The organism is Mitsuaria sp. GD03876, from assembly GCF_029840635.1.
Lineage (GTDB): Bacteria > Pseudomonadota > Gammaproteobacteria > Burkholderiales > Burkholderiaceae_C > Roseateles.
In genome coordinates this window covers 1-22,749 of the sequence record NZ_JAOCCU010000055.1, presented here as the reverse complement: position 1 = coordinate 22,749, position 22,749 = coordinate 1, and the positions used below count along the sequence as shown (strand labels likewise).

Here is a 22,749-nt window from a genome sequence, read left to right as displayed (position 1 = left end):
GGAGGGCGAACTTTAGGCCGTCAGGGGCGGTTTTCGCCCGCGTGCATTCCCGTGAATGGGCGTTCGATTGCTACTTTTTGTCTCGCAGTTCACGCCGCAACACCTTGCCCACCGGCGTTTTCGGGAGCTCGGTGCGGAACTCGATGATCCGCGGGCGCTTGTAGCCGGTCAGGTTGGCCTCGCAGAAGGCCTTCACGTCGGCCTCGGTCAGCGCCGGGTTGCGGCGCACGATCACGACCTTCACCGTCTCGCCGGCCTTCTCGTCGGGCACGCCGACCGCGGCGCACTCCAGCACGCCCGGCATCTGCGTCAGCACATCCTCGATCTCGTTCGGATACACGTTGAAGCCGCTGACCAGGATCATGTCCTTCTTGCGGTCCACGATGCGGAAGAAGCCGCGCTCGTCCACCGTGCCGACGTCGCCGGTGCGGAAGAAGCCGTCGGCGGTCATGACCTTGGCGGTCTCGTCCGGCCGCTGCCAGTAGCCGGCCATCACCTGCGGGCCGCGGATCGCGATCTCGCCGGCGGTGCCGGGGGGCACCTCGCGGCCGTCGTCGTCTAGCAGCACGACCTCGGTGCCGGGCAGCGGCAGGCCGATCGAGCCGGTGTAGGCGGTGCTGTCCGTCGGGTTGCAGCACGCCACCGGCGAGGTCTCGGACAGGCCGTAGCCTTCGACGATCGGGCAGCCGGTCTTCTCCAGCCACAGCCGCGCCGTGGCCTGCTGCACCGCCATGCCGCCGCCGACCGAGATCACCAGCCCGCTCCAGTCCACGGTGTTGAACTGCGCGTGGTTGGCCATCGCCATGAAGAGCGTGTTGACCGCCGGGAAGCTGTGGATCTTGTGGTGGCTGAGCTCCTTGAACACCGCCGGCAGGTCGCGCGGATTGGGGATCAGCACGTTGCAGCCGCCCACCCGCATCGACAGCATCAGGTTGGTCGTGAAACCGAAGATGTGATACAGCGGCAGCGCGCAGACGCTCATCAGCTGCTCGTCGGCGGGTTTCTTCTTCAGCGCGGGCTGGTACCAGGCCTCGCACTGCAGCGTGTTGGCCACCAGGTGGCGATGCAGCAGCACCGCGCCCTTGGAGACGCCGGTCGTGCCGCCGGTGTACTGCAGCACCGCGATGTCGTTGGGGCCGACCGCCGGCCGCTGGTACGTCCGGCCGCGGCCCTGGGCCAGCGCGTCGTTGAAGCGCACCGCCGACGGCAGCTCGAAGGCCGGCACCAGCTTCTTGATCTTGCGCACCACGTAGTTGACGACCATGCCCTTGGCGAAGCCCAGCATGTCGCCCATCGAGGCCAGCACGATGTGCTTGGTCGGCACATGCGCCAGCACCTGCTGCAGCGTGGCGGCGAAGTTCTCGATGATGACGATCGCCTTGGCGCCGGCGTCCTTGAGCTGGTGCTCGAGCTCGCGCGGCGTGTACAGCGGGTTCACGTTGACCACGACATAGCCCGCGCGCAGCACCGCGGCCACCGCCACCGGATATTGGGGGACGTTGGGCATCATGATCGCGACGCGATCGCCCTTCTCCAGCCCCAGGCCCTGCAGGTACGCGGCCATCGCGCGCGAGGCCTCGTCGATCTGCGCGAAGCTGATCGAGCGGCCCAGCATCTTGTAGGCGGCCCGCTCCGGAAACTGCTTGAACGCCGCTTCCATCAGCTCGACCAGCGAGGGATAGACATCCGCATCGATCGCGGCGGGCACCCCCGCCGGATAGTGCTTCAGCCAGTTCTTCTCCATTGTTCTGTCTCCAAGGTACGGCGCGGATTCTCGCTGATCGCCATGCGCCCCCCATCAGGGGATTCGATAGAGCGCACAAAGTGGAGAGATGACTCCAGAACAGGCCGGGAAGGGCCCGAATGCGACGCGATCGGGTCGCTGCGTGCGGTGGCGCACGTTCAGCCGGGCGCGCGCAGCGGCAGCCGCAGCAGCAGCTCGGTGCCGCCGGGCAGCGGCGCGTCCTCGGGCGCGCGCCATTCGATGTCGGCGCGGATGCGCTCGGCGCGGCGGCGCATGCCGCGCAGGCCATTGCCCTGGCGCAGGTCCGCCGACAGGCCGCGGCCGTTGTCCACGATCGACAGCAAGACCTGGCCCCGCGCCTCGTCCACCCGCGTCGCGAAGCGGACCCGCGTCGCGCCGGCGTGGTGGATGACGTTGCTGAGCGCCTCCTGCACGATGCGGATCAGCTCGCGGCCGCCGGTGCCGCGCAGCGTCGGCAGCAACGGCACGTCCGACAGCTGCCAGTCCAGGTCCAGGCCCGCGTCCTGCAGCCGGGGCCCCATGCGGTGGCGCAGGTTGGCCAGCAGCAGCGTCAGGTCGCCGTCGGTGACCGCGAGCGCGTCCACGGTGAGCCGCATCTCGCGGATGCAGTCGTCCAGCAGCCCGACCAGCGAGGACGACGGCACGCCGCGCTCCGCGCACAGCCGCGCGGTGACCAGCTGCGAGCCCAGGCCGTCGTGCATCTCCTGCAGCAGCCGCTCGCGCTCCTGCGCGGCGGTGCGCTGGCGCTCGCTGTCCTGCAGGTCCTCCCAGCGGTCCTGGAGTTCGAGGGTGCGCTGGTCCAGCGCCTGCTGCAGCCGCACGCGCGCCATCGCCTGGTCGCGCAGCGAGCCGACGAAGCGCCGCTGCAGCGCCACGCCGGCCATGGCGATCAGCACTGCGTGGCCGATCACGTTGATGTCCACGACGCTCATCTGCTGCGACACGACCAGCGCGAACCAGCTCACGTAGAGCCAGACCCAGCCCGACAGCGCCACCGCGCAGGCGCCGACCAGGTGGGCGCGGCGGCGCGTGGCCAGCGCCGCGCGCACGGCCAGCACCGCGGCCAGGCCCAGCACCACCGCCCGGCTGCCGAGCGCCCACCAGGGCCAGGGATGGCGGAAGTCGGTCCAGCTCCAGCCGAGGACGGCCGCGGCGCCGTCGATCACGACCGCCATGCCGAGGTAGGCGGCCGCCATCTTCTCGGGCCAGCGCGCCCGCAGCCCCGACAGCCGCGCGACCAGGAACAGCAGCAGCGCCTTGGACAGCACGTCGGCCAGGTCCAGCGTGACCCGCCACCAGGGCGCCGGGAACAGCGCGCCGTTGAGCAGGTAGGGCGACAGCAGCAGCGCGGTGCAGACGCAGAACAGGCCGGTCACGCCATACAGCCATTCCTGGCGCAGCGCCAGCCAGACCATCAGCATGAAGGCGCCGATCACCAGCCCGGCCAGCGCGGTGGTCACGCGCAGGACCTGCCAGAAGCGCCGCCCCTCCTGCAGCGCGCGGATCTGCGCCGCGGGGCCGAGCAGGGGCGCGGACAGGCCCGCACCCTCGAAGCCCGGCCGCGCCAGGCGCAGGCTGAGGCGGTGATCGCCGGCCTGCAGCAGCGACGGCGGGATGCTCACCTGCAGCCGGCGGCCGGCCAGCAGCAGGCCGCGTTCGGCGAGGTCGCCTTCGTCCTCGGCCGCATACCCGCCGCCGGGACCGGAGTTGGCGATCAACTGGCCATCCAGGTAGATGGCCGCCGCCGGCCGGTGCTGGACGATCAGCCAATAGGGCACGTCGGCGGCGGCTTCCAGGCGGAAGTCCACGGTGAACCACAAGGGGCCCGGCATGTCGGTGTCGCGGATCTGCACCGGCAGGACGACCGGCACGCCGGCCGGCGTGGAGGCGGCCGTCGCCGGCGGCGCGACGGCGCCGGGCAGCAGGTTCGCCTGCGCCAGGCGCTGGACCCGCGGCGGCAGCGAGGTGCCGTACTGCAACGAGAACAGGTGTACCGCGCCGAGCAGCAGCAAGGGCAGGGCGATCAACAGCGCCATCCACCGCAGGGAGGCCCCCGGCAGGACGACACGGTCCTCGATCGATCGCATGAACACCGTCACGTCGACGCTCCCCTGGCGCGGAGCGCGCGCCGACCGCGGCGGGCGCCCGGCCCGGGGGAGGCGCCGCCGGGAAGCCGTCAGGCCCGGCCGCCGACGATGCTAGGGGATGGTCCGGCGCCCGGCAACGCTCGGTTCAAGGGGGGCGGTGCCGCTCAGATCACCGGCGCGGGCGGCAGCAGCTCGAAGGGCAGGAACGCGCTCGCGCCGATGTTGCCCGCCGCGTCGACGATCTGGAGTTCCACGTGCTTGGCGCCGTACCACTTCTGGCTGCTGTGAAGCCCGGCCGGAGTGACCTGGGCGAAGTAGCCGCCGGCGATGTCGGCGCGATCCTGGCCCGGATCGAGCTTCCAGTTCTCGAACCAGGTGCCGCCGTTGACCCGGAACCGGAAGGTCGCCCCGACCTCGCCGCCGGTGATCCGCAGCGTGCCGTCGGTGGTGACGCGGTCGGTGGCGCTCGCGCCGTCGTCGTTGACCAGCGCCAGCGTGGCCGGCTTCGGCGGGGTGACATCGACCGGCACCTGGATGCGGCTCACCTCGCTGACGTTGCCCACCAGGTCCGTCTGCTTGAGCCGGAGCAGGTGCGTCCCGTCCGTCTGGAACAGCGTCTTGACGTCCAGCGTGTTGCCGGTGAACGGTTGCCAGTTGCCGCCATCGACGGCGTAGGCCAACTCCTTGAAACCCGGCACACCGGAGAACCCCGTCTCGATGTTCCCGATCAGGAGCTTGTCGTTCAGCCCCAGCGCGGGCCTGCCCTTCAGCGGGATCTCGCAGGTGAGCGCATTGGCGTAGTTGTCGAACCTGAAGTACAGCTCCGCGATGGCGCTGGCGTTGCCCGCGGCGTCCACCTGCTTCACCCTCAGATTGACGTGCTTCTCCTGGAAGCCGGTGCCGAAGGTCGACCCCGGCAGGAAGGCGCCCTGGAACTCCACCCACGAACTGCCGGCGTCGAGGTAGTAGAACAACTTGGCGCCGGCCTCCTGCTTGCCCACGGACACGTTCGCACTGGGAGTCGTCGGCCTGCCGAAGAGATCGAGCACCGCGTCGTGCCCCAGCAGCAGCAGTTCGGGCATGGGCGGTGGGTCCAGGTCCGCGGGGATGTCGAACAGGCGCTCGGCGCCGACGTTGCCCGCGCGGTCGGTCTGCCTCAACCCGACCGCGTGCGTCCCGCTTTGGCCGAACGCGCTGGCGGTCAGCTTGCCGGCCTCGAACGGCACCCAGGGGCCGCCGGCGAGCCTGTACTCGAGCAATGCGCCTTGCTCCGCGCCCGAGACCGCCACCACGTCGTCCCGGCCCAGCGCCGGCCGGCCCGACGGCAATGCCCAGCCCAAGGCGCCCGGCGCCTGGCGGTCCAGGTCGAAGACCAGCGGGTCGCTGATATCGCCCTCATGACCCTTGGCGTCGACCTGCTTGAGCAGCAGCGACTTGCGGCCGTCGGCGCCAAAGTGGGATTCGAGCAGCGCCTCGCCGACCATCGGGTCCCATCGCTGGCCGCCGTCCAGGCTGAACCAGACCGAGGCGCCCGGCTCGCGGCCCTGGATCGCCACGTCCGCGCGGGCGGTGACGCGGTCGTCGGCCTGCGCGCCGGTATCGGCGACCAGCGACGCGCTCAGGCGGCCCGGCTTGGGACCGAGCGTCGGATCGATGGGCTTGGGATCCTCCGGTTTGGGATCCTCCGGCTTGGGGTCGTCGGGCTTCGGATCGACCGGCTTGGGGTCCTCCGGCTTCGGGTCCTGCGGCTTGGGATCCTGTGGTTTCGGGTCGACGGGCGTGGGATCGACCGGTGGCGGATCCACCGGCTTCGGATCGTCCGGCTTGGGGGTCTCCGGCGTCGGATCCACCGGCTTGGGGTCGTCCGGCTTGGGGACCTCCGGTTTAGGGCGATCGGGCTTGGGTGGCTCCGGATTCGCGCCGTCGGGCGCGGGACGCTCGGGCCGCACTTCCGGCTTCACGCGATCGGTCTCCGCGGGCGCGGCATCCGATCCGCCTCCGAGCAGCGACACCGCCCCCGCGCCCCCGATGCCGAGCAGGCCGAGGCTGGCGGCGAGCAACGCGTCGGAATGGGAGCGTTGAGGCTCGTCGGGTTCGTCTTCGGGTTCGTCGTCGCGGCGACGGCGCGGGGGCGCGGCCGTCGGCGGCGGCGCCTCATGCCCCCCTGGAGAGGGCTGGAGGGGGAGGTTGCGCGGTGCCAGGGACTTGGGGTCGGACATCATGAACAGGCCGGAGTGGAAGGCTCCGCAGTCTGTTCAAGTCATTCCCCGACGGCATTAACCGCCACCTGTGGATTTGATCGACGCCTCCCACCCGTATCGGTAGGGCGCTCACTGGAAGGACTGGAAGACGTCACTTTCCCAGCGCACACGCCTCCCTCGTCTCCCTCATTCGACGGCCTTGACCATGTCTTCGACCACCTTCTTGGCGTCGCCGAAGACCATCATCGTCTTGTCCATGTAGAACAGCTCGTTGTCCAGGCCGGCGTAGCCCGCGGCCATCGAGCGCTTGTTGACGATCACCGTGCGCGCCTTGTACGCCTCCAGGATCGGCATGCCGTAGATCGGGCTGCCCTTCTGCAGCGCGGCCGGATTCACCACGTCGTTGGCGCCCAGGATGATCGCGACGTCGGTCTGGCCGAACTCCGCGTTGATGTCCTCCATCTCGTGGACCTGGTCGTAGGGCACCTCGGCCTCGGCCAGCAGCACGTTCATGTGGCCGGGCATGCGGCCCGCCACCGGATGGATCGCGTAGCGGACCGTGACGCCGCGCTCGATCAGCTTCTGCGCCAGTTCCTTGACCGCGTGCTGCGCGCGGGCGACGGCCAGGCCGTAGCCGGGAACGATGAGCACGCTCTCGGCGTTGCCCAGGATGAAGGCGGCATCGTCGGCGCTGCCGCTGCGGACGTTGCGCTGCTGCGCGGTGGCGGCGGCGGCGCCGGCCTCGGCGCCGAAACCGCCCAGGATCACGTTGAAGAACGAGCGGTTCATCGCCTTGCACATGATGTAGCTCAGGATCGCGCCCGAGCTGCCCACCAGCGACCCCGCGATGATCAGCATGCTGTTGTTCAGCGAGAAGCCGATGCCCGCCGCCGCCCAGCCCGAATAGCTGTTGAGCATCGACACGACGACCGGCATGTCCGCGCCGCCGATCGGGATGATCAGCAGCACGCCCAGCGCGAAGCCCAGCGCGGTGACGAGGATGAAGTCGATCCAGCTCTGCGAATGCCAGAAGCCGAAGATGAAGAAGGCCGCGGCCAGGCCCAGCGCCAGGTTCAGCCAGTGCTGGCCGGCGAAGGTCACCGGCGCGCCCTGGAACAGGCGGAACTTGTACTTGCCGCTGAGCTTGCCGAAGGCGATGACCGAGCCCGAGAAGGTCACCGCGCCGATGAAGCAGCCCAGCGCCAGCTCGATGCGGTTGCCGCCGGGGATCGGGTCGCCGTGCGCGGCGATGCCGAAGGCATGCGGCTCGGCGACCGCCGCGACCGCGATGCACACCGCCGCCAGGCCGATCATGCTGTGCATGAAGGCGACCAGCTCCGGCATCTTGGTCATCTCGACGCGTTGCGCCATCACCGCGCCGATGCCGCCGCCGACGACCAGGCCACCGAGCACGTAGACCAGCCCCGGCCCGGCGCCGCCGGCCAGCTTCAGGATCAGCGCGCCGGTGGTCAGCACGGCGATGGTCATGCCGGCCATGCCGAAGACGTTGCCGCGGATCGACGTCGTCGGATGGGACAGGCCCTTGAGCGCCTGGATGAAGCAGACGCTCGCGATCAGGTACAGCAGCGTGACGAGGTTCATCGACATCGGTCAGCCCTTCGCGTTGCCGTGGCCGCCGGCGTCGGCGGACGTCTTGCGGTCCTTCTTCTTGAACATCTCCAGCATCCGTCGCGTGACGAGGAAACCGCCGAAGACGTTGACCGCCGCGAGCGCGACGGCGAAGGTGCCCATGAACTTGCCCAGCGGCGTCTCGGTCAACGCCGCGGCGAGCATCGCGCCCACGATGACGATGGCGGAAATCGCGTTGGTCACCGCCATCAGCGGCGTGTGCAGCGCGGGCGTGACGGTCCAGACGACGTGGTAACCGACGTAGATCGCCAGCACGAAGATCGTCAGGTTGATCAGGGTGGGAGAGACGGCATCCATGCGAGTAACTCCTTCGGCCTCAGGCCTTGCGCAGCACCTGGCCCTCGTGGGCGACCAGGCAGGCGGTGACGATGTCGTCATCGGCGGGCAGCGCGAAGCCGCCTTCCTTCGTGAGGACCAGCTTGAGGAAGTCCAGCACGTTGCGCGCGTACAGCGCGGACGCGTCCGCCGCCACCAGCGACGGCAGGTTGGTCTCGCCCACCAGCGTGACGCCGTGCTTGCGCACCGTCTTGCCGGGCTCGGTCAGCGGGCAGTTGCCGCCGGCGGGCGCGGCGATGTCGACGATCACCGAACCGGGCTTCATCGCCCGGACCATCTCCTCGGTGACCAGCACCGGCGCGGGACGGCCGGGGATCAGCGCGGTGGTGACGACGATGTCGGCCTGCGCGACGCGCTTGGCGACCTCGAGCTTCTGGCGCTCCAGCCAGCCCGGCGGCATCGGCCGGGCGTAGCCGCCGACACCCTCGGCCGCCTGGCGTTCCTCGTCGGTCTCGTAGGGCACGTCGATGAACTTGGCGCCCAGCGACTCGACCTGCTCCTTGACCGACGGGCGGACGTCGGACGCCTCGATGACCGCGCCCAACCGCTTGGCCGTGGCGATCGCCTGCAGCCCGGCGACGCCCACGCCCAGCACGACGACGCGGGCCGCCTTGATCGTGCCGGCCGCCGTCATCAGCATCGGGAACAGCCGCTGGTAATGGAACGCGGCCAGCATCACCGCCTTGTAGCCGGCCAGGTTGGCCTGGCTGGAGAGCACGTCCATGCTCTGCGCGCGGGTGGTGCGGGGGGCCGCCTCCAGGGCGAAGGCCGTCAGCCGGGCGTCGGCCAGGCGCTGCAGGCCGTCGCGGTCGAACGGGTTGAGCATGCCGGCGAGCACCGCGCCCGGCTTGAACAACGCCAGCTCGTCCGGGTCCGGCGAGCGGACCTTGAGCACCAGCTCGCTGGCGAACGCCGCCTCGCGGCCGACGATCTCGGCGCCGGCGGCGGCATAGGCCTCGTCCGTCACGCTGGCGTCGAGCCCGGCGCCCTGCTGCACCCGCAGCACATGGCCCTGCGCGACCAGCTTCTTGACGGTCTCCGGCGTCGCGGCGACGCGCGCCTCCCCCGCCGCGGTTTCCTGCGGCACTCCGATCAGCATCTGGAATCCCCCATCCTGAATCCGGGTCGGCGCGAGCTTACCCGGGCTTCATGGGCGGGCGAGACCCGCACGGGACAGGGGTTTTCACCGAGGAATCCTGCCTGGGCAAGGATCCCGCGGCGATCGGGCAACGCCCCGACAACCGCCCCGCAACCGGCGGGCAAAGCTGTTTCGAGTGGTGAACTCAGGTCGCCTAAAGTGGTTAGCAGGGCGTTAAATGACGACCGAAAGGAGTCAGATCATGACCAAGAAGATTCTGCTGAGCAGTGCGTTGGCGATCGCTGCCCTCATGCCGATGACGTCCCGGGCGGCCGACGTGGGCGTGTCCGTGACCATCGGCGAGCCGGGGTTCTACGGCCAGATCGACATCGGCAACGTCCGGCCCCAGGTCGTGTACGAGCGGCCGGTGCTGGTCGAGCGCGTCCCGGCGCCGATGCCGGCGGTGTACCTGCGCGTCCCGCCGGGTCACCAGAAGAACTGGGCGCGCTACTGCGGCCGCTACAACGCCTGCGGCCGGCCGGTGTACTTCGTGCGCGACACCTGGTACCGCGACGTCTACGCGCCGCAGTACCGCCGCGAGCACACCGAGTACCGCTGGCGCCCCGACGGCCGCCGCGACTGGCGCGACGACCACGATCACGGCCGCGGGCACGACCATGACCGGGGCCGCGACCATGACCACGGGCGCGGTCCGGACCGCGATCGCGACGACCACGACCGCGGCCGCCGCTGATCCGGCGCATCCCCTGTCCCGATGACACGAACCCCGGCCTCCGCCGGGGTTTTTTCATGTGACGCGTTCACAATGCGGCCCGCATTCACATCGAGGCGGATCGATCCGCCCCTCAGGAAGGACCATGACCGAACGATTCAAGCCCAGCGTGACCGTGGCCGCGGTGATCGAGCAGGACGGCCGCTACCTGCTGGTGGAGGAGCTGACCCGCGACGGGCTGCTGCTGAACAACCCCGCCGGGCACCTCGAGCAGGCCGAGTCCCTGATCGAGGCCGTCGTGCGCGAAGTCCTCGAGGAAACCGCCCGGCCGTTCACGCCGGACGCCTTCCTCGGCGTCTACCTGTCGCGCTTCCTGCGTCCGGACCGGGGCGACGACGTCACCTACGTGCGCATGGCCTTCACCGGCCGGGTCGGCGACCAGATCCCGGGGCGCCCCTTCGACGAGCCGATCCAGCGCACGCTGTGGCTGACGCTGGACGAGATCCGCGCCAGCCGCGACCGCCATCGCAGCCCGCTGATCCTGCAATGCATCGAGGACCACGCCGCCGGCCGGCGCCTGCCGCTGGAGGCGGTGATGGCGCACGGCTCGCTCTACGCGCCGAAGGCCTGGCCGCATTGAGCGCATGTTGAGCGCGCCAACGCCTGGCGGTCCCCCGGGCGGCCCCCGAAATGGCGACGGGCCCCGCGGGGCCCGTCATCGCCGGAGGCCAGGGATCAGAGCGTCATCGCCGCGCTGATCGCTTGCTCCGAGTGCCGCGGCTCGCGCCGGCAGGCTTCCAGTTCGTTGATCGCGCAGCGCGCCAGCGTCGTCAGCGATTCCCGCTGGCGCTCGCGCAGCCGGCGCGGCAGCCGGTCCATCACGCACAGGCTGCCGACGACCTCGCCGGTGACCAGGGACAGCGGCATCGACGCGTAGAAGCGGACGTAGGGCGCGCCCTGCACCAGCGGATGGTCGACGAAGCGCGGGTCGTGCCAGGTGTCGGGCACCTCCTGCAGCCCGCGGTGGTGCATCACGTGCGAGCACAGCCCGCGCGCCCGCGGCATCAGCCGCAGGTTCAGCGCCGAGGTGCCGATCAGCCGCAATTGCTCGCCGTCCACCAGGCCCACCGCGGCCATGCCGCAGCCGCTGATGTCGCAGGCCAGGTCCGCCAGCTCGTCGAAGGCTGCGAGCCCCCGCGGCGGCACGTCCAGGCCGTCGACCGCCGCCTGGCGCTCGTCCTCGTCCGATTGCAGCGGCGCCAGCCAGCCGCGCAGCATCGCCAGCGCGTTCTCGATCTGGCAGCCCTTGTCGAAGAAGCCGGAGATGCCGTGCTCCGCGCAGGCGCGGCGCATTTCCTCGTAATAGCTGTTGCTCAGCACGATCACCCGGGCCCCGAGGCCCAGCTGGCGCATCGCGCGCAGCACCCGCAGCCCGCTGCCGGGCTGCAGCGCCAGGTCCATCAGCACGGCGTCGGGCTGGGTGCGCGCGATCACCTCGATGGCCGACTGCTCGCAGCCCGCCTCGCCGACCACCCGGATCCCGCGCTCCCGCGCCAGCAGCGCCTGCAGCTGCGCCCGTACCACGATCGATCCTTCGACGATGACAACGTTCATGATGGACTCCCTGTTGCATTCAGTTTCGTCCGATGGCCGGGCGGCGGTGAGTCGGCGTTGCCGGGAGCGGCTGTGGGACGCGGCGCAAAGCCTTGTCAGGCATGGCCTTACACGGCGGCTCCGGTGGGCGGCGGCGCGTGCACTGCGTCACGAACGGGCGCCGCCGGCCTCGCGCCGGACAGGCCTTGCCGACCTTTGGGACAATCGCGCCCCATGAATCCCAAGAAGCAACGCATCGTCGTCGGGCTGTCCGGCGGCGTTGATTCCGCCGTGTCCGCCTGGCTGCTGAAGCAGGCGGGCCATGAGGTCGTCGGCATCTTCATGAAGAACTGGGAAGACGACGACGACAGCGAGTACTGCTCCTCCAACATCGACTTCGTCGACGCCGCGGCGGTGGCCGACGTGATCGGCATCGAGATCGAGCACGTGAACTTCGCCGCCGAGTACAAGGACCGCGTCTTCGCCGAGTTCCTGCGCGAGTACCAAGCCGGCCGCACGCCCAATCCGGACGTGCTGTGCAACGCCGAGATCAAGTTCAAGGCCTTCCTCGACCACGCGATCCGCCTGGGCGCCGAGAAGATCGGCACCGGCCACTACGCCCGGGTGCGCGAGCTGGACGACGGCCGCGCGCAGCTGCTCAAGGGGCTGGACCCGCTGAAGGACCAGAGCTACTTCCTGCACCGGCTCAACCAGGCCCAGCTGCGCAAGACCGTGTTCCCGGTGGGCCACCTGCCCAAGACCGAGGTGCGCCGCCTGGCCGAGGAGATCGGCCTGCCCAACGCGAAGAAGAAGGACTCGACCGGCATCTGCTTCATCGGCGAGCGGCCGTTCCGCGAGTTCCTCAACCGCTACCTCTCCCACCAGCCGGGCCCGATCAAGGACGACCGCGGCCGCAAGCTGGGCGAGCACGTCGGGCTGTCCTTCTACACGCTGGGCCAGCGCCAGGGCCTGGGCATCGGCGGCGTGAAGGACAAGGGCGCGCCGCGCGGCGGCGGCGAGCACGCGCCGTGGTTCGTCGCGCGCAAGGACCTGGACACCAACACGCTGGTGGTCGTCCAGGGGCACGAGCACCCGCTGCTGCTCAGCCGCGGCCTGGTCGCGCAGGACCTGAGCTGGACCGACGAGGCGCCCGCCTTCGGCGGTTTCGGCGCCAAGACCCGCTACCGCCAGGCCGACGCCGCCTGCGCGCTCACCCCGGGGGAGGGCCAGGTGCGCCTGGACTTCCCGCAGCCGCAATGGGCGGTCACGCCGGGCCAGAGCGCCGTGCTCTATGACGGCGAGGTCTGCCTGGGCGGGGGGGTGATCTCGCAGGCGATCGCCTGAGCGGCAACTCATCCAGCGAATCGGGGCACTCGTCGCATCGAGGGAACTTTCCGGCGAGGCGCCCCGTGACAATGCGCACCTTCCCTGCCGGACGTCGCCTGTGGCACGCTGGCGTGTTGCCGCCCTCTCTGGACCGCCCCTTGGATCGTCTGCTCGTCCGCATCGCCCAGCCCGCCTTCGTGCTGCGCATTGCCGCCCTGGCGATCTGCCTGCTGGAACTGGGTTCGGCGATCTGGGGCCTGATGGGCAACCCGACCGAGCCCTACGACGGCGTCCTGGCCAGCCTGTACCGCCGCGCCGGCGGCGACACCCACGACGCGCCCTTCGTGCTGGCCTGCCTGGCGCTGGTGATGGGCTTCGCGTGGCACTTCTGGCGCCTGGCGCGCCAGCAGCACCTGGACCTGCCGCCGCCGCACGCGCTGTCGCGGGTGCTGCTGCTCAACCTGCTGGCGCTGCTGGTCACGCCGGGCCTGCCTTTCCTCGTCACCGTGCTGGCGGCGCTGCTGCTGAACGTGCGGCGCGCCTTCAACTTCGCGCTGGCGCAGGTGGTGATCAACGTCGCGCTGTACTGGCTGCTGCCCAGCGAGGCCCAGCGCCTGGAGCAGCTGCAGCCGGACATGCCGTGGTGGCTGAACAGCCTGGGGCTGTCGATGTCGATGGTGGCGCTGCACGGCATGGCCTTCGGGCTGGGCCGGCTGGCGGCGGCAGAGGCCGAACGCCGGCGCTGGTTCCAGGCGATGCTGGCCGAGAAGGAATCCGGCGAGCGGCTGCAGATCGAGCAGCTGCGCTACGCCGAGCGGATGCACATGGCGCGCGAGCTGCATGACGTGATGGGCCACCACCTGACGGCGCTCAACCTGCACCTGCAGCTCAGCGAGGCGCTGCTCAAGCGCCACGACGACGCGGGCGCGTCGCTGGCGGTGGAGAAGGCCAGGCTGGGCGCCGCGGGGCTGCTGGCGGAGGTGCGCGCGGCGGTGTCGCGCGAGCGCGAGAGCCAGCGCATCAACCTCGAGGCGGCCTTGCGCACGCTGGCCGAGGGCATCGCGAGCACGCAGATCGAGCTGGCGCTGGACCCGGTGGCGCAGGATCTGACGCCGCGCTGTGCGCATGCGCTGCTGCGCTGCGTGCAGGAGGCGGTGACCAACGCGGTGCGCCATGCCGGCGCGACGCGGGTGCGGGTGAGCCTGGACGCGGTGGAGGCGGCGGACGCCGGCGCGCAGGTCCGGGTGCGGGTTGACGACAATGGCCGCGGCACGCGCAAGCTGCGCGAGGGCAACGGCCTCAAGGGCATGCAGGAACGCATGGCCGAACTGGGCGGGACGATGCAGGTGCTGCGGCATCACCCCGGATTCCTGATCGAACTGAACTGCCCGCGGCGCGCCTGAACCGGGACGGCGCCATCCAGGAAGGAGACAAGATGAGCGAGAACACGATCAAGCTGCTGCTGGTGGAAGACCAGCAGCTGGTGCGCGAGGGCCTGAAGGGGCTGCTGGCGCTGCACGACGACATCCGCCTGGTGGGCGAGGCGTCCGATGGCGCGGAGGCGCTGGAGTTGCTGGCGCGCGAGCAGCCCGACGTGATCCTGTCGGACATGCGGATGCCGCGGCTGGACGGCATCGGGCTGATCCGGGCGCTGGCGGCGCGGGCGCTGAAGATCCCGGTGGTGCTGCTGACGACCTTCGACGACACGGCCGCGTTCGACGAGGCGGTGCGGGCCGGGGCGCGGGGGTTCCTGCTCAAGGCGATCAGCCCGGACACGCTGGTGCAGGCGCTGCGCGACGTGGTGGGCGGCTCGACGGCGCTGCGGCCGCTGCTGACCGAGCGCATGGAGCGCGCGCCGGTGGAGCGCGCCTTCGCCGCGACGCCGGAGCCCGAGCCGCTCAGCCCCAAGGAGCTGCAGGTGCTGCGCCTGGTGGCCAGCGGCCGCAGCAACACCGAGATCGCCGCGCTGCTGGGCAACAGCGAAGGCGTGATCAAGAACCACTGCTCCGCGGTGTTCGCGAAGATGGGCGTGCGAGATCGCACGCAGGCGGTGCTGCGGGCGATCGATCTCGGCTGGATTTGAGACCGCACTCGCCGTATTCGGCTCGGTCTCCCAGGGCGTAGCGAGCGGACGTCAGGCTAGGCGGACGGAGCGGAGGAACCGGAACGTACTTCCTGTACGTGAGGATTCCGAGCATCCGGCCAACGACGCATGACGTTCGCGCAGTAGCCCCGCTCTCAGATCCAGAGGTCGTAGTCTTGGAGGGCGCGGATGCGGCGCTCGACCGACAGGAAGCGGGCGGCGCCGACTTCGCCGATCGCCTTCACGACGCGCGGGTGGTACTTCTTGTAGAGCTTCTGCTCGGCGTCGACGTACCCCAGGTAGCCCTTGGAGAAGTACTTCGACTGCGCGTTGGTCGGCTTCTCGCCGATCTGCACGAACTCCACCGACATGCGGGTGAACTGGCGGTTCAGCGCGGCGAGCTCGCGCTCATAGGCCTCGTAGACCGGCACGAACTTCTTGGTCTGGACCTCGTCCAGGGCCAACGCCTTGAGCACCACCGCCTTGCGGTCGGCGCGCACGGCGTCGCGCAGCGTCTGCGCCTGGGTCGCGTCGGGCACCGGCGCGGGATCGGCGAAGGCCGGCAGCGCGGCGGTCAAGGACAGGCAAAGCGCGGACAGCGCGGCAAACTTCTTCATCACTCTTCCCTCGTCAATCGTCGAACTTCGACGGCGGCGCGGATTCTAGGGAGCCGGGTTTGCCCCGACTCTCCGGGACTTCACGGGGAGACAGCCGCGCGGCCCGCCCGCCAGCGCTCCAGCCAGCCCGGGCGTGGCGGATCAGCCACGCGCAGCACCAGCTCGGTGCCCGCGCCGGGCGTGCCGCGCACCGTCAAGCCGGCGTTCATGAGCCGCGCCCGCTCCTGCATCCCGCACATGCCGTAGCGCAGGCCCCGCGCCTGCCGCGCCGCCCAGTCCGGCGCCAGCCCGATGCCGTCGTCCCGCACCGTCAGCGTCACCGCCTCGGGCCGGTAATCCAGCCCCAGCTCGACCCGCGTCGCCCGCGCGTGGCGCTCGGCGTTGGTCAGGCCCTCCCGGGCGATCAGCAGCATCTCGTCCTCGATCGCCGCGGCCAGCGCCCGCGGCGTGCCGCTCACCCGCATCCGGAAACGCCCCGGCGGCCGGACCAGGTCCCGGCCCGCGCGCGACAGGCGATCGACCAGCCCGCCACCCCCGCCATCGCCACCGTCGGCGCCGCCATCGCCACGGTGGTCATCGCGGTCATCGCGCTCACGGCGGTGGCGGCGGCCTTCGCCCCGCCCCGCGCCGCAGCCCCCGTCCTGGTCATCGTCGCCGTCCCGCCCGCGGCGTTCGCGCCGCTCCTCGGCGTCCTCGTCGTCGATGCGCTGGCGCAACTGCCCGACGCGGTCGCGGCCTTCGGCCAGCAGCGCCTCCGCGCGCGTCAGGTCGCGTTCCATCCGATGGCGCAGCGTCATGTCGGCCACGCGGCGCACGCTCGCGTCCAGGCCCAGCAGCAGGCCCTGGAAGCCCTGGAGCAGCGTGTCGTGCAGATCGCGCGCGATGCGTTCGCGCTCGCGGTGGCGCACCTCGAGCCGCATTCGCAGCCGCGCCTGCAGCGCCCGCACCCGCAGCCGGTAGCCGCCCCAGACCGCCGCCACCAGCGCCAGCGCGAGCGCCCAGCGGAAGGCCGGGTGCTGGTCCAGCGTCGGCGCGATGTGGAAGGCCAGCACCGTCGGCTTGCGGCTCCAGAGCCCGTCGGGATTGGAGGCCAGCACCTCGAAGCGGTAGTCGCCCGGGCCGAGGTTGGCGTAGGTCGCCTCGCGCTGCGTGCCGGCGTCGCGCCAGTCGGCGTCGACGCCGACCAGCCGGAAGCGATAGCGCACCTGCTCCGCCTTGCCCAGCACCCGGGCCGCGTAGCGCAGCGTCAGCGCGCGCGTGCCCTCGGGCAGCTGCTGGCCCTGCGCGGCCGGATAACTCTGGCCGCCGGCGAGCAGCGCCTGCACGTCGACGCCGACCTCGCGCGCGCTGCGCCGCGTCTGCGCCGGGTCGAGCCAGACCACGCCCAGGCTGGTGACGAACCACAGCCGGCCGCGGGCGTCGCGCGCCGCGGTCGGCAACACCGAGGCCTGGCGCGCGATGCCCGGCAGCCCGTCGCCGGCATCCAGCAGCTGGTAGCTGAGCGGATGCGTCGACGCGATGAACAGCGAGGGCACGTCCGCCGCCGCGAGCCGCACCAGCCCGCGCCCGCCGTTGAGCCAGAGGTCGCCGTCGGCCGATTCGACGATGCCCGACACCCGCCCGAAGGCGGCGTCGCGCTCGATGCTGAGCGTCGAGAAGCGCCCGTCGCGGCCGAGCGCGACGCCGTTCTCCCCCGCCACGACCAGGCCATGCCGGGTGTTGAGCGCCGTGATGACGCGGCCGGTCCGCAAGCCCTGTTCAGGCCCGAAGCGCAGGCGCTGCCCGCGGTCGTCCAGGCCGATCAACTGGCCGTCATGGCCGAACCACACCGCGCCGTCGGCGTCCACCGCGATCGCGCCGGGCGCGACGCGGTCGGCGAGCTCGGCCTCCGGCACCCGCTGCAAGCCGGCCGGCGTCGCATGGAACACGCCGGCGTCCCGCAGCGAGAGCCAGACGCCGCCGACCGGATCGGCCGCCATCGCCAGCAGCACCGCCGGCACCCCGGCGGGCAGCGCCCACGGCCAGCGCTGCCAGCGCCGCGTCGCCGCGCCGGCCGCCTCCGGCGCGAAACGCCACAGCGCCTCGCCGTCCAACACCCACACCGCGCCGTCGGTCGCGCGCAGCGACTGCATCAGCGGGCGGCGCGGCAGCGGGCGGGGGTCGGGCAGCGCCTCGCGCGTGGTCGCGCCGGGCGGATCGGCATGCCAGCTCGAGGCCGGGTTGGCCATGCGCACGCCGCTGCCCTCGGGCTGCACCGAGAAACCCAGCGCCCACGGGTCCTCCTCGCGCAGCGCGGTGCGGATGCGGCGCTGGCGCAGGCTGTTCACGCCCAGGTTGTTGCCGACCCAGATCTCGCCGTCGTCGCTTTCCAGCAGCGGCACGGTGATCGCCGACCCGAGCCCGTCCGCGACGGTGAACCACTGCCCGCGCGTCCAGTCGAGCTGCTGGCCGGGCGGCATCCGGGCGGTGTCGGCCGCGTCGGTGCGGAACACGCCGCGGCCGTTGACCGTCACCCACAAGCCGCCGTCGCCGGCGAACAGCATCTGCTTGACCAGCGTCACCGGCCGGCCGTCATGCGCCGTGACGATGTTGGGCGAGAACGCCGCGCCCGTACCGGGGCCTCCGGATCCGCCGGACGCGCCCCCGGCGGGCGCCGGCGCCGCGGCGGGCAGCGCGGCCCAGGTGCGCCACGATCCCGGCAGCCCGAGCGGGCGCACGCCGCCGCGGCCGTCGGCCAGCCACAGCCGGTCCTGGCCGTCCTGCGCCAGCACCGCCAGGCGGCCCACCGTCACGCCGGTGAACTCGAAACGCGTCGCCCCGGCGGCGAGCCGGTACAGCCGCTCGCCGGAGCTGACCCAGAGCGTCCCCTGGCGGTCGCGGAACAGGTAGTCGGCGCCGGCCTCCGGGAAGCCCTGCGCCGCGCCGATGCGCGTCCAGCGCTCGCCGTCGAAGCGCGCGAGGCCCTTGGCGGCCGCGGCCCAGAGCGCGCCCGAGGCCCGCGCCAGCCGCAGCACGCGCCCGCCGGGCAGCCCTTGCGCGGCGCCGTGGCGGGTGACGCCGACCTCCCGCACCTGGACCACGCCGCCCTCGTACAGGCCCAGCCACAAGGTCTGGTCGTCGTCGGCCAGCAGCGCGTTGATGTTGTAGGCCGGCAGCGGCTCGGCGCCGGGGCGGAAGCGCTCGAAGCGAAGGCCGTCGAAGCGGTACAGCCCCATGCCGGTGCCCAGCCACAGCACGCCCTCGCGGCCGCCGGCCAGCGTCCAGACATCCGGCGGCGCGCCGTCGCGCACGGTCCAGGCGCGGTAGGAGAAGTCGGGCAGGCCATCCTCGGCCGTGTGCGCGAGCGCGCGACCCGCGCCGGCCGCCGCCACGAGCAGCGATGCCGCCAGGATCGTCCCCGCCGTCCGCAAGCTCACCACGCGCCGTCCCCTCGTCTGGTCCTGGTCTGGCGCGCGAGGGTGCCCATCCGGCCGGCGGCGGTCAAGCGCGCGAGGGCCCGCTCACGCGGCCGGCAGCGGATGCAGGCCGTGGAGGCCCTGCGCGACGGAGCGCGCGGGGCCGCGCGGGGCGGCGTGCATCGGGCGCGGCATCGGCTCGTCGATGGCCGGTTCGTCGAGCAGGCCGCGGCGCAGCGCCTCGGTGGCGGCCTGCGTGCGGCTGCGCGCGCCCAGCTTCTGCAGCAGCGTCTTCACATGCGTCTTGACGGTGCCGGCGGCCACGCCCAGGCGCAGCCCGATCGACTTGTTGTCCAGCCCCAGGCAGAGCATGCCCAGCACGTCGCGCTCGCGCGGCGTGAGGTCGTCGCCGAGCCAGCCCTCCGCCACCGCGCCCGCCGCGGTGCGGCACAGGTAGCGGCGGCCGGCGGCGACGGCGCGGGCGGCGTCGCGCAGCTCCTCCAGCGCGCAGCTGGCGTGCACGTAGCCGAGCACGCCCGCCGCCATCGCGTGCCGCACCCGGCCGCCGTGGGTCACCGGGCTCACGACCAGCCAGTGCGGTCCCGGCGCGCCGTGCGTGCCGCCGGCCGGCAGGCCGGGGCCGCCGCGGCGCGGCAGCCCGGCCAGGGCCTGCAGCGCGCCCTCGTGGTCGGCGATGACCAGCGCGACCGCGCCGATGCCCGGCGGCGGAGTCGGCAACGCGGGCAGCGCGGACAGCGACGGCCAGGCCGGCAGGACGCCATCGGCGGGGAATTCATGGGCGCGGAAGAACGGCGACAACGCGGTGGCGATGCCGGCGCGCAGCAGCGGATGGCGATGGAGGACGAGCGCGTCGAGGACGGCATCGGCCAGCATGGGGGGACGCTCGAGCAGGGACATGGACAGCTCCCGGAGGGCGATGGTGGGCGAAGGCGGAATGACTGCGCCGATCATCGGAAGCGATGCTGCACCGCGATAGCCCCGGTCGAGTCGACGACCGCTACCCGAAAGGGTATCGGCCCCCTGGAAGCGGGACATCGCGGGGGGTGCGCGCCTATGATCCGCCGCCATGGTGCCCGCGCCCGATCCCATCCGAGTCCTGACGGTCGACGACCACCCGCTGATGCGGGAGGGCATCGCCGCGGTGCTGGGCGAGCAGCCGGACATGGCGCCGGTGGGCGAGGCCGCCGACGGCTGGCAGGGCCTGCAGGCCTTCGAGCGGCTGCGCCCCGACGTCACGCTGATGGACATCCAGATGCCGGGCATGGACGGGCTGGAGGCGCTGGCGCGGCTGCGCGCGCTCAGCCCCGGCGCGCGCGTGATCGTGCTGACCACCTTCAAGGCGGACGCGCAGGCCTGGCAGGCGCTCAAGCTGGGCGCGTCGGGCTACCTGCTCAAGACGCAGCTGCGCACCGAGCTGCTCGACGCGATCCGCGCGGTGCATCGCGGCCATCGCTGGATCCCCAACGAGGTCGCGCAGGAGATCGCCGCCCATGCCGGCCAGGAAGCGCTGTCGGGGCGCGAGATCGACGTGCTGGAGCACATCGCGCAGGGCCTGAGCAACCGCGAGATCGGCGGCCGGCTGTCGCTGTCCGAGGACACGATCAAGGCGCGCGTGAAGATGATCCTGGCCAAGCTCGACGCCCGCGACCGCACGCATGCGGTCGTGCTCGCGCTCAAGCGCGGCTTGCTGCGGCTCTGACCTCGGCTTGACGCCGGTGTGACGGGACGTCACCGCCGGCTGCCTCCGACGGGAGAGGGCCCGCTGCGCCATCGGCGGCTGTCGCCGCGGGGGCGCGCTTCCTAGGATTCGTCATCCCTCGGAGACCCTCGATGACGACCCCTTCGATCCCCTCGGACCTCACCCGCCGCGACGTGCTCGCGCTGGGCGGCCAGCTCGCGCTCGCCGCGGCGTTGCCGCTCGGCGTGGCCGGCGCGGCCGAGGCCGCCACCCCCGCTTCCTCCACCCTTTCCCATTCCCTACCAGGAGCCCCGATGAGCTACATCACGACCAAGGACGGCACGCAGATCTTCTACAAGGACTGGGGCACCGGCCGTCCCGTCGTCTTCTCCCACGGCTGGCCGCTGAGCAGCGACGCATGGGAAGACCAGATGCTGTTCCTGGGACAGCACGGTTTCCGCGTGATCGCCCATGACCGCCGCGGCCACGGCCGCTCCAGCCAGAGCTGGAACGGCAACGACATGGACACCTACGCCGACGACCTGGCCGCGGTGCTCGACAAGCTCGACATCAAGGACGCGATGCTGGTCGGCCACTCGACCGGCGGCGGCGAGGTGACCCGCTACGTCGGCCGCCACGGCGTCAAGCGCGTGTCCAAGGTCGTGCTGGTCGGCGCCGTGCCGCCGACGATGATGAAGTCCGCCGCCTATCCGAACGGCCTGCCCAAGGAGGTCTTCGACGGCATCCGCGCCGGCGTGCAGAAGGACCGCTCGCAGTTCTACAAGGACCTGACGACGCCGTTCTTCGGCGCCAACCGCCCCGGCAGCGCCGTCACGCAGGGCATGCGCGACAGCTTCTGGCTGCAGGGCATGCAGGGCTCGCTGAAGTCGCAGTTCGACTGCATCAAGCAGTTCTCCGAGACCGACTTCACCGAGGACCTGAAGAAGATCACCGTGCCCACGCTGGTCATCCACGGCGACGACGACCAGATCGTGCCGATCGGCAACTCCGCCGAGCTGTCGGTGAAGCTGGCCCCGAAGGCCACGCTCAAGGTCTACAAGGGCGGCAGCCACGGCCTGGCCGCCACCGCCAAGGACCAGCTCAACGCCGACCTGCTGGCCTTCGCCAAGGCCTGACCGCCCCGTCCCTGCCTTCGTCCTTTCCTTCCCGTCCCGGGCCGGCCGACCGCCGGCCCTCCCACTGCTTCAAGGAGACCCTCATGACCCCGATCGCCAAGGCCGTTCCCGGCGCCAAGTTGCTGAACCCGACCGATCACACGTTGGTGCTGATCGACTTCCAGTCGCAGATGGCCTTCGCCACGCATTCCATCGGCGCCAACGACCTGCGCACCCATGCGTCGCTGGTCGCGCAGGCGGCCGCCGGTTTCGGCGTGTCGACGATCCTGACCACGGTCGCGGAGAAGAGCTTCTCCGGCCCGATGTTCGAGGAGATCACCGCTCCCTTCCCCGGCAAGAAGATGCTGGACCGCACCTCGATGAACACCTGGGAGGACGCCGCGGTGATCGAGGAGATCAACCGCATCGGCAAGCCGCGCATCGTGCTGGCCGGGCTGTGGACCAGCGTGTGCATCGTCGGCCCGGCGCTGTCGGCGATCGACCAGGGCTTCGAGGTCTACGTGATCACCGACGCCTGCGGCGACGTCTCGGCCGAGGCGCACAACCGCGCGGTCGAGCGCATGGTGCAGGCCGGCGCGCAGCCGATGACGGCGCTCCAGTACCTGCTGGAGCTGCAGCGCGACTGGGCGCGCGGCGAGACCTACGACATGACCACCGGCATCGCCAGGAAGGTCGGCGGCTCGTACGGCATCGGCATCAACTACGCCAAGACGATGTTCAACGCCCACGAGGGCTGATCCCCGGTCGCGGCCCTCGCCGCGACTCCCACCCGGCAGCGCAAAGGCGGCCCTCATGAATGCATATGTTTTGTCGGCCGCCGTCGGCCTGCTCGTCGGCGTGATCTACGGCGTGCTCAACGTGCGATCGCCGGCGCCGCCGGTGATCGCGCTGGTGGGCCTGCTCGGCATCCTCGCCGGCGAGCAGATCCCGCCGCTGGTGCGCCACTGGCTGCAGCGCGACACTGCGCAGGTCGGCTGGATCGACCAGAAGGTGCGCCCGCACATGTTCGGGCGGATGCCCGGCTGCGAGCAGGCGCCGCCAGAGGCGCGG

General features: G+C 71.5%; 19 protein-coding genes and 1 other RNA gene. 9 read left to right on the top strand and 11 right to left on the bottom strand.

All coding sequences use genetic code 11. The features are described 5' to 3' along the window. Window positions 1-70 precede the first annotated feature (70 nt). From N5D62_RS24790 to N5D62_RS24765, 6 genes are all read right to left on the bottom strand, one after another. Entirely contained in the window at window positions 71-1,744 is a 1,674-nt protein-coding gene (locus N5D62_RS24790; protein ID WP_279760662.1) for a long-chain-fatty-acid--CoA ligase, read from the bottom strand. 158 nt (window positions 1,745-1,902) lie between these two features. Continuing rightward, on the bottom strand, window positions 1,903-3,864 hold the full coding sequence (locus N5D62_RS24785; protein WP_279760661.1) for an ATP-binding protein: 1,962 nt from the start codon (window positions 3,862-3,864) through the stop codon (window positions 1,903-1,905). Between the two features lie 152 nt (window positions 3,865-4,016). After that, complete coding sequence (locus N5D62_RS24780) at window positions 4,017-5,912, bottom strand: hypothetical protein (protein WP_279760659.1); 1,896 nt, start codon at window positions 5,910-5,912, stop codon at window positions 4,017-4,019. 327 nt (window positions 5,913-6,239) lie between these two features. Next, entirely contained in the window at window positions 6,240-7,661 is a 1,422-nt protein-coding gene (locus N5D62_RS24775) for an NAD(P)(+) transhydrogenase (Re/Si-specific) subunit beta (protein ID WP_279760657.1), read from the bottom strand. A 3-nt stretch (window positions 7,662-7,664) separates the two neighbouring features. Then, on the bottom strand, window positions 7,665-8,000 hold the full coding sequence (locus N5D62_RS24770; RefSeq protein ID WP_279760656.1) for an NAD(P) transhydrogenase subunit alpha: 336 nt from the start codon (window positions 7,998-8,000) through the stop codon (window positions 7,665-7,667). A gap of 19 nt (window positions 8,001-8,019) precedes the next feature. Next, window positions 8,020-9,138 (bottom strand): Re/Si-specific NAD(P)(+) transhydrogenase subunit alpha, encoded by a 1,119-nt coding sequence (locus N5D62_RS24765; RefSeq protein ID WP_279760655.1) that lies wholly within the window; start codon window positions 9,136-9,138, stop codon window positions 8,020-8,022. Window positions 9,139-9,379: 241 nt separating this feature from the next. Between N5D62_RS24765 and N5D62_RS24760 the strand changes: the two genes are divergently transcribed. Continuing rightward, window positions 9,380-9,871, top strand: a complete 492-nt coding sequence (locus tag N5D62_RS24760) for a hypothetical protein (RefSeq protein WP_279760654.1) — start codon at window positions 9,380-9,382, stop codon at window positions 9,869-9,871. A gap of 124 nt (window positions 9,872-9,995) precedes the next feature. Continuing rightward, window positions 9,996-10,490 (top strand): NUDIX hydrolase, encoded by a 495-nt coding sequence (locus tag N5D62_RS24755; protein WP_279760651.1) that lies wholly within the window; start codon window positions 9,996-9,998, stop codon window positions 10,488-10,490. 95 nt (window positions 10,491-10,585) lie between these two features. Here the strand turns inward: N5D62_RS24755 and N5D62_RS24750 are convergent, their stop codons facing one another. Next, window positions 10,586-11,464 carry a response regulator gene (locus tag N5D62_RS24750; protein ID WP_279760649.1) on the bottom strand — a complete coding sequence of 293 codons (879 nt, stop codon included), beginning with the start codon at window positions 11,462-11,464 and terminating at the stop codon, window positions 10,586-10,588. 213 nt (window positions 11,465-11,677) lie between these two features. On the opposite strand from N5D62_RS24750, the gene mnmA reads away from it, so the two are divergent. From mnmA to N5D62_RS24735, 3 genes are all read left to right on the top strand, one after another. Beyond that, window positions 11,678-12,787, top strand: a complete 1,110-nt coding sequence (mnmA, locus tag N5D62_RS24745) for a tRNA 2-thiouridine(34) synthase MnmA (protein WP_279760648.1) — start codon at window positions 11,678-11,680, stop codon at window positions 12,785-12,787. A 140-nt stretch (window positions 12,788-12,927) separates the two neighbouring features. Next, window positions 12,928-14,172: a histidine kinase gene (locus N5D62_RS24740; protein ID WP_279760646.1), complete on the top strand. Its 1,245-nt coding sequence runs from the start codon at window positions 12,928-12,930 to the stop codon at window positions 14,170-14,172. 32 nt (window positions 14,173-14,204) lie between these two features. Further along, window positions 14,205-14,852 carry a response regulator transcription factor gene (locus N5D62_RS24735; RefSeq protein ID WP_279760644.1) on the top strand — a complete coding sequence of 216 codons (648 nt, stop codon included), beginning with the start codon at window positions 14,205-14,207 and terminating at the stop codon, window positions 14,850-14,852. A gap of 25 nt (window positions 14,853-14,877) precedes the next feature. Here N5D62_RS24735 and N5D62_RS24730 read toward each other — a convergent pair. The 4 genes from N5D62_RS24730 to N5D62_RS24715 form a co-directional block, all read right to left on the bottom strand. Further along, window positions 14,878-14,952, bottom strand: a non-coding RNA gene (locus N5D62_RS24730) — sX9 sRNA. 55 nt (window positions 14,953-15,007) lie between these two features. After that, on the bottom strand, window positions 15,008-15,469 hold the full coding sequence (locus N5D62_RS24725) for a hypothetical protein (protein WP_279760643.1): 462 nt from the start codon (window positions 15,467-15,469) through the stop codon (window positions 15,008-15,010). Between the two features lie 80 nt (window positions 15,470-15,549). Further along, window positions 15,550-18,885 (bottom strand): triple tyrosine motif-containing protein, encoded by a 3,336-nt coding sequence (locus tag N5D62_RS24720; RefSeq protein ID WP_279760642.1) that lies wholly within the window; start codon window positions 18,883-18,885, stop codon window positions 15,550-15,552. Window positions 18,886-18,969: 84 nt separating this feature from the next. Continuing rightward, window positions 18,970-19,782: a response regulator transcription factor gene (locus N5D62_RS24715; RefSeq protein WP_279760640.1), complete on the bottom strand. Its 813-nt coding sequence runs from the start codon at window positions 19,780-19,782 to the stop codon at window positions 18,970-18,972. Between the two features lie 169 nt (window positions 19,783-19,951). On the opposite strand from N5D62_RS24715, the gene N5D62_RS24710 reads away from it, so the two are divergent. The 4 genes from N5D62_RS24710 to N5D62_RS24695 form a co-directional block, all read left to right on the top strand. Beyond that, window positions 19,952-20,584, top strand: a complete 633-nt coding sequence (locus N5D62_RS24710; RefSeq protein WP_279760638.1) for a response regulator transcription factor — start codon at window positions 19,952-19,954, stop codon at window positions 20,582-20,584. Between the two features lie 131 nt (window positions 20,585-20,715). After that, window positions 20,716-21,699 carry an alpha/beta hydrolase gene (locus N5D62_RS24705; RefSeq protein WP_279760637.1) on the top strand — a complete coding sequence of 328 codons (984 nt, stop codon included), beginning with the start codon at window positions 20,716-20,718 and terminating at the stop codon, window positions 21,697-21,699. 83 nt (window positions 21,700-21,782) lie between these two features. Beyond that, window positions 21,783-22,436, top strand: coding sequence for a hydrolase (locus N5D62_RS24700; RefSeq protein WP_279760636.1), 654 nt, complete (start codon window positions 21,783-21,785; stop codon window positions 22,434-22,436). Between the two features lie 55 nt (window positions 22,437-22,491). After that, window positions 22,492-22,749: XapX domain-containing protein (locus N5D62_RS24695; RefSeq protein WP_279760635.1), on the top strand; the 258-nt coding region annotated here is incomplete at its 3' end.

Excerpts from the sequence above, each read along its gene's own strand:
- N5D62_RS24750 (WP_279760649.1), bottom strand. The coding sequence starts at position 11,464 with ATGAACGTTGTCATCGTCGAAGGATCGATCGTGGTACGGGCGCAGCTG.
- N5D62_RS24710 (WP_279760638.1), top strand. The coding sequence starts at position 19,952 with ATGGTGCCCGCGCCCGATCCCATCCGAGTCCTGACGGTCGACGACCAC.
- N5D62_RS24765 (WP_279760655.1), bottom strand. The coding sequence starts at position 9,138 with ATGCTGATCGGAGTGCCGCAGGAAACCGCGGCGGGGGAGGCGCGCGTC.
- N5D62_RS24775 (WP_279760657.1), bottom strand. The coding sequence starts at position 7,661 with ATGTCGATGAACCTCGTCACGCTGCTGTACCTGATCGCGAGCGTCTGC.
- N5D62_RS24770 (WP_279760656.1), bottom strand. The coding sequence starts at position 8,000 with ATGGATGCCGTCTCTCCCACCCTGATCAACCTGACGATCTTCGTGCTG.
- N5D62_RS24725 (WP_279760643.1), bottom strand. The coding sequence starts at position 15,469 with ATGAAGAAGTTTGCCGCGCTGTCCGCGCTTTGCCTGTCCTTGACCGCC.
- N5D62_RS24705 (WP_279760637.1), top strand. The coding sequence starts at position 20,716 with ATGACGACCCCTTCGATCCCCTCGGACCTCACCCGCCGCGACGTGCTC.
- N5D62_RS24735 (WP_279760644.1), top strand. The coding sequence starts at position 14,205 with ATGAGCGAGAACACGATCAAGCTGCTGCTGGTGGAAGACCAGCAGCTG.
- N5D62_RS24790 (WP_279760662.1), bottom strand. The coding sequence starts at position 1,744 with ATGGAGAAGAACTGGCTGAAGCACTATCCGGCGGGGGTGCCCGCCGCG.
- N5D62_RS24715 (WP_279760640.1), bottom strand. The coding sequence starts at position 19,782 with ATGTCCCTGCTCGAGCGTCCCCCCATGCTGGCCGATGCCGTCCTCGAC.
- N5D62_RS24700 (WP_279760636.1), top strand. The coding sequence starts at position 21,783 with ATGACCCCGATCGCCAAGGCCGTTCCCGGCGCCAAGTTGCTGAACCCG.
- N5D62_RS24755 (WP_279760651.1), top strand. The coding sequence starts at position 9,996 with ATGACCGAACGATTCAAGCCCAGCGTGACCGTGGCCGCGGTGATCGAG.
- mnmA (WP_279760648.1), top strand. The coding sequence starts at position 11,678 with ATGAATCCCAAGAAGCAACGCATCGTCGTCGGGCTGTCCGGCGGCGTT.
- N5D62_RS24760 (WP_279760654.1), top strand. The coding sequence starts at position 9,380 with ATGACCAAGAAGATTCTGCTGAGCAGTGCGTTGGCGATCGCTGCCCTC.